Genomic DNA, 8,664 nt, shown 5'->3' with positions numbered 1-8,664 from the left:
TCCCAGCGGGTGAGGCGCACGGGCAGCACGGTGAGCGTGCCGAAGGCGAAGCGGAGGGCGTCGCCGGCGGTGGCGCGCGCGGGTGTCGTGTCGGTCATCGCGGGCACACTATCCGGCCCGCCGAGGGCAGTAGGTTGCCGGTGGAGGGCCGATCGGGAGCGGGTGCGTACGTCATGGGCCAGTGGTTGAGCCGCAACATCGTGGAGCCGGGGAAGCTGCCCCTGCTGCTCGCCCTGGCGGCCTTCGTCCTGACCTTCCTGGTGACCCGCGTCATCACCCGTCTGATCCGCGCGGGCAAGGGCCCCTTCCGCAACATCAGCCCCGGCGGGATGCACGTCCACCACGTGGTGCCCGGCGTGGTGCTGACGGTGATCGGCGGCTTCGGCGCCGTCGCCTCGGGCCGGCACGGCTTCGGGGCGATGGCCGCGGCCGTCCTGTTCGGCACGGGGGCGGGCCTCGTCCTCGACGAGTTCGCGCTGGTCCTGCACCTGGACGACGTCTACTGGACCGAGCAGGGCCGCAAGAGCGTCGAGCTCGTCGTGCTGACGGCGGCCCTCGTGGGCCTGGTGCTGGCCGGATTCCTGCCCTTCGGGGTGAACGAGCTGACCCCGGAGGAGCTGCACGACCGCGGCCTCGTGGTCGTCAACGTCCTGATCAACTTCCTGATCGCGCTGTTCGCCCTGGCCAAGGGCAAGCCGCGGATCGCCCTGATCGGCGCGGTGGTCCCGTTCGTCGCCCTCTTCGGCGCGGTGCGCCTGGCCCGCCCCGGCTCACCGTGGGCGCGGCGCTTCTACCGCAACCGGCCGCGGGCCCGCCGCCGGGCCCGGGTGCGGGCCTACCGGCACGACGCGCGCTGGGAGGCGGTCCGCAACAGGATTCACGACCTGCTGGCGGGCGCCCCGGACCGCTGACCGCACTCCACCTCCTCCTGCACGCGGGCCTCGCGGCGTCTGCGCCGCACCTCGTCCGCCGCGCACAGCGCGAGCACCGCGACGACGGCCGCGATGTGCTCCTTCCCCGCCAGGTTCGGCTTGATCACTACCTCCACGGCCATCGCGAGCACGACCGCGGCACAGGTGAACCAGGCCCGGTAGCGCCAGGAGACGAAGATCGCGAGCCCTACGACGGCCGCCGACGGGCCGGTGTCGACGACCTTGGCGGCCTCGGGCGGCAGCCCGAACACCGAGTCGGGACCGATATGGACGGCCAGCCGCGCGTACATCGTCCCGGCGAGCGTGGCCACGTAGGAGATGGCCAGCGTGCGCCACTTGCCCAGGCAGATCTCGGCGATGCCGAAGACCAGCAGGACCTGCGCCAGCGCGCCCCACACCGGCAGGTCCAGGGCCGGGACGAAGAGCGACAGCGGCGTCCGCAGCAGCGCGAGCCACCACGGCAGCTGCGCCTGCACCGAGCCGATCCGCTGCACCGGCTCGAAGCCCCAGGACTGGTTCTGGACGATCTGGAAGACGGAGGTGAGGAGGACCGCCGCGAGGGTCATCGGGATCGCCCGGAGCTTCTTGCGTACGAGCGCCCGCCGGACGGTCCCGGCCAGCGGGCCCCACTCGGTCAGCGCGGCGCGTCGCAGCGCCGCGCGGTTCATCGTCGGCTCTCCAGGTGCTTGCGGTTGAGCCACTTGGGCAGGCCGGGGGCCTCCAGGAAGCCCTCGGCGCGTGCGCTCGCGATGCCGATCCGCAGCAGATCGCTGCTCTTCTCGAACAGCATGAAACGAGGCTCCCAGATGGGGCGGTATTTCGCATTTGCTCGATAGAGGGACTCGATCTGCCACCAGCGGGAGAAGAAGCTGAGCAGGGAGCGCCACGCGCGCAGCACCGGTCCCGCGCCCAGCCTGGAGCCGCGCTCGAAGACCGACCGGAACATCGCGAAGTTCAGCGACACCTGGTGGATGCCCAGCCCCTTGGCCTGCTGCAGCAGCTCGATGACCATGAACTCCATCAGGCCGTTCTCGGAGTCGCGGTCGCGCCGCATCAGATCCAGCGACAGCCCCTTGGGGCCCCACGGCACGAAGCTCAGCAGGGCGCGCAGCTCACCGCTGCCGTCGTGGCACTCCAGCATCACGCAGCGGCCGTCGAGCGCGTCGCCGAGCCGGCCCAGCGCCATCGAGAAGCCGCGCTCGGTCGCCCCGTCGCGCCAGTCGTCGGCGCGCAGCAGCAGCCGCGCCATCTCCTCCTCGGGGATGTCCTCGTGGCGCCGGATCCGCACCGTGTAGCCGGCGCGCTTGACCCGGTTGTACGCCTGCCGCACGGTGCGCATGGCGCGGCCCTCGAGGGTGAACTCCGCGGTGTCCACGATGGCCTCGTCCCCGAGTTCCAGGGCGTCCATGCCGTGGCGCGCGTAGATCGTGCCGCCCTCCTCGCTCGCGCCCATGACGGCCGGGATCCAGCCGTGCTCGCGCGCCTCCGCCAGCCACGGCTCGATGGCCCCGGGCCAGGCCTCCGGGTCGCCGATGGGATCGCCGGAGGCCAGCGAGACCCCGCCCACGACGCGGTAGGTGACCGCGGCCTTGCCGCTGGGGGACCAGATGGCGCTCTTCTCGCGGCGCAGCGCGAAGTAGCCGAGGGAGTCGCGGTCGCCGTGCCGGTCGAGCAGGGCGCGCAGCTTCTCCTCGTCCTCGGCGGTGAGCGGATCGGTGGCGCGGCGGGCCCGGAAGGCCGCGTACACCACGACCAGCAGCAGGACCGAGCTCATCACGTTGATGGTGACGTCCACCCACCCGGGGACGGACAGCCCCGGGTAGGCGCTCTCGTCGACCTGCAGCGAGATCAGCCGCATGAAGCCGTAGTGCCAGCGGTCGAGGAACGTCGCCCGGTACTCGTCCGGGGCGTCGTTCGCGGCCCGCACCAGCAGCGCCGCCGTCAGCGAGGTGACCAGCAGTCCGACGACGGCGACGATCGCCGCCAGCTTCGGGTTGGAGCGGTCGCCCTTGGCGTAGAACTCCTTGCGGCCGGCCAGCAGGGCCCCCACGAAGAGGCCCGTGGCGGCCAGCGAGAACCAGTTCAGCGCGTGCCGGTTGAACTCCGGGGAGAACATGAGCGTCGCCATGAACACCAGGAACAGCCCGGCCAGCACCAGGTTCAGGATCCACGACGCGCGCTTGCGCCGGCGCAGCGTGACCGCCATGACGAACGACCACAGCGCCGACGCGAAGCCCGCCGTCAGCAGGTACGGCGTGAAGAACTCGGCGTCGTTGTGCTGCCGGATGTCCGTGCCGAACGACACCCACACCGCGCTCAGCAGATTGACGAAGGTGACGAAGCGCAGGTACCACACGGCGAAAGCGGCGGCGCGCCGTGACCTGTGACCGGCCGGTGCGCCCTCATCCGGAGTCAAGCGGACTTCTCCCATGAAAGATCAGCATTCGGGGCACTGTCTGCGGCGGGCTCCGCGCTCTTCACACCGGCTGCCGGGAGGTCAGCCGCGATCCGGGAGTCGCTCGGGAAGGTCCGCCGCCAGGGCCGCGGCCGCCTGCACCAATGGCAGAGCGAGCAGCGCCCCTGTCCCCTCGCCCACAGTGACGCCGTGATCGAGCAGAGGGTTGAGCGCCATCCGGTCGAGCGCCTTCGCCTGCGCCGGATCGCCGCCGGCCTGGCCGGCCAGCCACCAGTCCGGCGCCCGGAACGCGACCCGCTGCGCGACCAGCGCGCATGCCGCGGAGACGACTCCGTCGAGGATCACCGGGGTGCGGCGCACCGCGCTCTGCAGCAGGAAGCCCGTGGCGGCGGCCAGGTCGGCGCCGCCCGTCGCCGCCAGCAGCTCCAGCTGGTCGCCCAGCACCGGGCGGGCCCGGCGCAGACCGTCCCGGATCGCCGCGCACTTGCGCATCCAGGCCAGGTCGTCGATGCCGAAGCCGCCGCGGCCCGTCACCACGGAGGCGTCCGTGCCGCACAGCGCGCCGATCAGGGTGCCGGCCGCCGTGGTGCCGCCGACGCTCAGATCGCCCAGAACCACCAGGTCGGTGCCCGAGTCCGCCTCCTCGTCGGCGATCGCCATGCCCGCCCGGAACGCCGCCTCCGCCTCCTCGGGCGTCAGTGCGTCCTCGATGTCGATCCGGCCGGATCCGCGCCTGACACGGTGCCGGGTCACCTCCTCCGGCAGCTCCGCAGGATCGCAGTCGACCGCCATGTCGACCACGCGCAGCCGCGCCCCGGCCCGCCGGGCCAGCACCGCGCCCGCGCTCTCGCCGGCCAGCGCCGCCTTCACCAGGACCGCCGCGCCGCCCTCGGGGCCCGCGGAGACGCCCAGCTTCGCGACCCCGTGGTCGCCCGCGAACACCAGGGCCGTGACCTGCTCCACCGGCTTGACCGGCACCGCCCCCTGCGCGGCGGCGAGCCACTCGGCCAGCTCGTCCAGCCGCCCCAGCGCCCCGGGCCGCAGCCCGAGCCGTTCCCGCCGCTCCTCCGCGTCCCGCCGCACGCCCGGATCGGGGCGCTCGATCAGCGTGGCGAAGTCATCAAGATTCAGACCGCTCATCCGCCGAACCCTACCCGCCCGGAGGGCGGCTAGACCTGGCTCGTACGGGTTGCTGCCGGTTCGCCGGGCGGCGGCCGGGGCAAGGGGCCTCGCCCCTAGGGCCTCCCCCGCAGGGGGAGTGTCGCGTGGACGCGGAAGCCCGGCGTGCCCCCGCGGGAGGCGGCCACGCACTCGCCGCCCAGGGCCGCGACCCGTTCGCGCATGCCGAGCAGCCCGTGGCCACCCGGCGCCCCGCCCGGAGGGCACCCCGTGCCGTCGTCCTGGACGGTCACGGACAGGGCGTCCGGGCCGCGGGTCAGGGTGATCTCGGCCCGTGCCCCGGGGCCCGCGTGTTTGTGGACGTTCGTCAGGGCTTCCTGGACGACGCGGTACGCCGTCAGGTCGACCGCCGCCGGCAGCGTCCCCACCGCCGCGACCGCCTCGGGCCCGCCCGTGACCGCCACGTCCAGCCCCGCCCGGGCGAACCCGTCGACGAGCTGGTCGAGCACGCCGAGGCCGGGCGCGGGCTCGGTGGGCGCCTCCGGGTCGCCGTACTGCCTCAGCAGCCCGACCGTGGCGCGCAGCTCCGACAGCGCCGAGCGGCTGGCCTCCCGTACGTGCGCGAGGGCCTGTTTGGCCTGGTCGGGTCGGCTGTCCATGATGTGCGAGGCGACGCCGGCCTGGACGTTGACCAGCGCTATGTGATGGGCGACGACGTCGTGCAGCTCGCGGGCGATCCGCAGCCGCTCCTCGGCCACCCGCCGCCGCGCCTCCTCCTCGCGGGTGCGCTCGGCCCGTACCGCCCGTTCCTCGATCGCCGCGACGTAGGCCCGGCGGCTGCGGACGGCGTCGCCCACCGCCCCGGCCAGGGCCGTCCAGGCGAAGAGCCCGAGGTTCTCGGGGGAGTACCAGGGCGGCGCGCCGAGGACCATCACGGCCGCGGTCAGGCCCGCGACCGTGGCCAGGGCGAAGCGCCAGGCCGCCGGGCGCTCGGTGCGCGCGGCGACGGTGTAGAGGGCCACGACCACGGCCATCGCGATCTGGGTGCGCGGGGGACCGCCGCGGTCGGTGGCGATCTCGGCCAGGGTCAGGGCGGACGTCACGCCGAGGACCGTGCGCGGGGCGGCCCGCCGCGCCGCCAGCGCGGCGCAGGTCAGCGCGCTCAGCACCAGGAAGCCGGCCCCCGGCGCCTCCGTGGCCCGGCCCCGCCCCGCGAACGACCCGATGAGGACGATCACGAAGACGGCCAGGGACAGCAGCGAGTCGGCGGCGACCGGGTGCGCCCGCAGCCAGCGGTGCGGGCGGGCCATGCCGGGAACGGCGAGGGAGCTCATCGCGAGAGGGGTCCCGTCTCGTGGCGGCGCCCCCGTCCCGGACGGGGACAGGGGCGCGGCGGGTGCTGGAGTACCGGTACCGGGCGGAGCGGGCCCGGGCGGTCAGCCGGGGATGAGGCCGTCGTCGCTCAGCATCGCGCGGACCTCGTCGAGGCTCGCGTCGGGAGCGGGCAGGATCAGCTCGGAGGGCTCCAGGGCGTCGTCGGGCAGCGGGCCGCCCAGCCGGCGCACGGCTTCCAGCAGGGCGTCCAGCGTGCGGCGGAAGCCCTCCTGATCACCGCTCTCCATCTCCTCCAGGAGTTCGTCGTCGAGCTTGTTGAGTTCGACGAAGTGGGCGTCGTCGAGCCTCCACTGCCCTTCCCCCATGATCCGTACGATCATGACGGTCTCTCCCTCGGTCGGGTGCGAGTGCCTGGGACCTGCGGACTACTGCTTGTCGAAGCGCGGACGCTCCTGCTCGGCGCGGGAGGCGGCCTGGCCGCCGTTGCCGCCCTCGATGGCCTGCTTCGGGGCGCTGCCGCCGGCCAGCTCGGCCTTCATGCGCTGCAGCTCCAGCTCCACGTCCGAGCCGCCCGAGAGGCGGTCGAGCTCGGCAGTGATGTCGTCCTTGGCCATGCCCGTGGGGTCGTCGAGCGCGCCGGAGGCGAGCAGCTCGTCGATGGCGCCGGCGCGGGCCTGCAGCTGGGCCGTCTTGTCCTCGGCGCGCTGGATGGCCATGCCGACGTCGCCCATCTCCTCCGAGATGCCGGAGAAGGCCTCGCCGATGCGGGTCTGGGCCTGGGCGGCGGTGTAGGTGGCCTTGATGGTCTCCTTCTTCGTACGGAAGGCGTCGACCTTGGCCTGCAGGCGCTGGGCGGCGAGGGTGAGCTTCTCCTCCTCGCCCTGCAGCGTCTGGTGCTGCGTCTCCAGGTCGCTGACCTGCTGCTGCAGCGCCGCGCGGCGGGAGAGGGCCTCGCGGGCCAGGTCCTCGCGGCCCAGGGCGAGGGCCTTGCGGCCCTGGTCCTCCAGCTTGGAGGACTGGCCCTGGAGCTGGTTGAGCTGCAGCTCCAGGCGCTTGCGGGAGGTGGCGACGTCCGCGACGCCGCGGCGCACCTTCTGGAGCAGTTCGAGCTGCTTCTGGTACGAGTAGTCGAGGGTCTCGCGCGGATCCTCGGCCCGGTCCAGGGCCTTGTTGGCCTTCGCGCGGAAAATCATCCCCATACGCTTCATGACACCGCTCATGGGCCTCGCGCGCCCCCTTCTGACGGACTTCGGCTCCAGCACACCTTGCAGACCCCACAGTACGGGCCCTGCTTCCATTACCGCACTGTTCGGGCCCTCATGCGCTCCTCCTCCAGGACGATCAGGCGGCCGCCCTCCTCCGGCGCAGGGAGTAGACGTCCACCCGGGAGAAGCCCGGGGAGGAGCGGGGGAACAACCAGGGCAACGGCTGCCGTTGCCGGATCGTTCCCCCGGACGGGCGGGTGCCCGCTCCCCTTACCCCGTACCCTTGGGTTTCGTGTTCCGAAGCCGTTCCACTTCCAAGGATGAGCAGGCCGCCGCCGCCAAGGTGACCGCGGACCAGCCCCAGCAGCCCCGTGACCCGCAGGCCCCCAAGGGCCGCCCGACCCCCAAGCGCAGCGAGGCGAACTCCCAGCGCCGCGCCATGGCGCACACGCCCTCCAGCCGCAAGGACGCCGCCAAGCGCGCCCGCGAGACCCGCCGGGCCGACCTGGCCAAGCAGCGCGAGGCCCTCGCCAACGGGGACGAGCGCTACCTGCCCGTCCGCGACAAGGGCCCCGTCCGCCGCTTCGCGCGCGACTTCGTGGACTCGCGGTACTCGGTGGCGGAGTTCTTCCTGCCGCTCGCCGTTTTCATCCTGATCCTCAGCATGATCAACAAGGGCGCGTTCCAGACGTACGTGCTCCTCGCGTGGATGATCGTGATCGCCCTGATCGTCATCAACTCGGCGGTCACCGGCATCTCCCTCAAGCGCGCCCTCAAGCAGCGCTTCCCCGACGAGAACACGCGCGGTGCGGTGGCCTACGCCATCATGCGCACGCTCCAGATGCGCCGGCTGCGCCTGCCCAAGCCGAAGGTCAAGCGCGGGGAGAAGCCCTGAGCGCCTTCGCGCCCGGCTTCGGTGCCGGTGCGGAGGGGTGGCTCCGGGGGCTCGGAGGCTTACGGAACACGGTCCGGCAGGAGCTGGTCGCCCGCCAGCTCGACGAGCAGATAAGCGCCCGCTATCCCGTGGGACGGCGGCTGCGCATCCTCGACGTCGGCCCCGGCCAGGGCACCCAGGCCCTCCGGCTGGCCCGCGCCGGCCACGAGGTCACCGGCCTGGAGCCCGATCCCGTGATGCTCGGCGCCGTGCGCGAGGCGCTGGCCGCCGAGCCGGAGGGCATCCGGGAGCGGGTGCGGCTCGTCGAGGGCGACGGCCGCGAGACCGGCGCCCACTTCACCCCGGGCTCCTTCGACATCGTGCTCTGCCACGGCGTCCTGATGTACGTGCCCGAGCCGGATCCGATGCTCGCCGGCCTGGCCCGGGTGCTCGCCCCCGGCGGCCTGCTCTCCCTCCTGGTGCGCAACGCCGACGCCCTGGCCATGCGCCCGGGCCTCGCCGGCGACTGGGACACCGCCCTCGCCGCGTTCGACTCGCCCGCCTACACCAACCGCATCGGCCTGAAGGTCCGCGCCGACCGCCGGGAGACCCTGACCGCGACGCTCGCCGGGATCGGCGCGCCGCTGGCCGGCTGGTACGGCGTCCGGGTCTTCACCGACCAGGCGGCCGACGGGCGCGAGCCGCCCACGGGCCCGGCGCTGGAACGACTCCTCCTCGCGGAGGAGCGCGCGGGCCGCACGGACCCGTACCGCTCGGTGGCGG

General features: G+C 73.4%; 9 protein-coding genes. 3 read left to right on the top strand and 6 right to left on the bottom strand.

What is annotated here, in order from left to right; genetic code table 11:
- The first annotated feature begins 173 nt into the window (after positions 1-173).
- A complete protein-coding gene (locus V7793_RS28145; RefSeq protein ID WP_336011440.1) occupies positions 174-911 on the top strand; it encodes a hypothetical protein in 738 nt (245 codons plus the stop codon).
- Here the strand turns inward: V7793_RS28145 and V7793_RS28140 are convergent.
- From V7793_RS28140 to V7793_RS28115, 6 genes are all read right to left on the bottom strand, one after another.
- On the bottom strand, positions 878-1,600 hold the full coding sequence (locus V7793_RS28140; protein ID WP_336011438.1) for a hypothetical protein: 723 nt from the start codon (positions 1,598-1,600) through the stop codon (positions 878-880). The genes V7793_RS28145 and V7793_RS28140 overlap by 34 nt on opposite strands.
- Entirely contained in the window at positions 1,597-3,363 is a 1,767-nt protein-coding gene (locus V7793_RS28135; RefSeq protein ID WP_336011435.1) for a phosphatidylglycerol lysyltransferase domain-containing protein, read from the bottom strand. Before V7793_RS28135 ends, V7793_RS28140 begins: the two co-directional genes overlap by 4 nt.
- A 66-nt stretch (positions 3,364-3,429) precedes the next feature.
- Positions 3,430-4,488, bottom strand: coding sequence for a nicotinate-nucleotide--dimethylbenzimidazole phosphoribosyltransferase (locus V7793_RS28130; RefSeq protein ID WP_168094792.1), 1,059 nt, complete (start codon positions 4,486-4,488; stop codon positions 3,430-3,432).
- A 95-nt stretch (positions 4,489-4,583) separates the two neighbouring features.
- On the bottom strand, positions 4,584-5,801 hold the full coding sequence (locus V7793_RS28125) for a sensor histidine kinase (protein WP_336011431.1): 1,218 nt from the start codon (positions 5,799-5,801) through the stop codon (positions 4,584-4,586).
- A gap of 102 nt (positions 5,802-5,903) precedes the next feature.
- Entirely contained in the window at positions 5,904-6,182 is a 279-nt protein-coding gene (gene pspAA, locus V7793_RS28120; protein WP_168095056.1) for a PspA-associated protein PspAA, read from the bottom strand.
- 45 nt (positions 6,183-6,227) lie between these two features.
- Positions 6,228-7,022 (bottom strand): PspA/IM30 family protein, encoded by a 795-nt coding sequence (locus V7793_RS28115; protein WP_168095057.1) that lies wholly within the window; start codon positions 7,020-7,022, stop codon positions 6,228-6,230.
- Positions 7,023-7,299: 277 nt separating this feature from the next.
- Between V7793_RS28115 and V7793_RS28110 the strand changes: the two genes are divergently transcribed.
- Entirely contained in the window at positions 7,300-7,902 is a 603-nt protein-coding gene (locus V7793_RS28110; RefSeq protein ID WP_336011424.1) for a DUF3043 domain-containing protein, read from the top strand.
- Positions 7,903-7,985: 83 nt separating this feature from the next.
- Positions 7,986-8,664: class I SAM-dependent methyltransferase (locus V7793_RS28105; protein WP_336011443.1), on the top strand; the 679-nt coding region annotated here is incomplete at its 3' end.

The sequence above is a fragment of the Streptomyces sp. KLMMK genome (assembly GCF_036961605.1).
Taxonomy (GTDB): domain Bacteria; phylum Actinomycetota; class Actinomycetes; order Streptomycetales; family Streptomycetaceae; genus Streptomyces; species Streptomyces telluris.
Note: the sequence above shows the minus strand (reverse complement) of the source record. Positions and strands in the feature narration are given on the sequence as shown.

Excerpts from the sequence above, each read along its gene's own strand:
- V7793_RS28145 (WP_336011440.1), top strand. The coding sequence starts at position 174 with ATGGGCCAGTGGTTGAGCCGCAACATCGTGGAGCCGGGGAAGCTGCCC.
- pspAA (WP_168095056.1), bottom strand. The coding sequence starts at position 6,182 with ATGATCGTACGGATCATGGGGGAAGGGCAGTGGAGGCTCGACGACGCC.
- V7793_RS28115 (WP_168095057.1), bottom strand. The coding sequence starts at position 7,022 with ATGAGCGGTGTCATGAAGCGTATGGGGATGATTTTCCGCGCGAAGGCC.
- V7793_RS28140 (WP_336011438.1), bottom strand. The coding sequence starts at position 1,600 with ATGAACCGCGCGGCGCTGCGACGCGCCGCGCTGACCGAGTGGGGCCCG.
- V7793_RS28130 (WP_168094792.1), bottom strand. The coding sequence starts at position 4,488 with ATGAGCGGTCTGAATCTTGATGACTTCGCCACGCTGATCGAGCGCCCC.
- V7793_RS28135 (WP_336011435.1), bottom strand. The coding sequence starts at position 3,363 with ATGGGAGAAGTCCGCTTGACTCCGGATGAGGGCGCACCGGCCGGTCAC.
- V7793_RS28125 (WP_336011431.1), bottom strand. The coding sequence starts at position 5,801 with ATGAGCTCCCTCGCCGTTCCCGGCATGGCCCGCCCGCACCGCTGGCTG.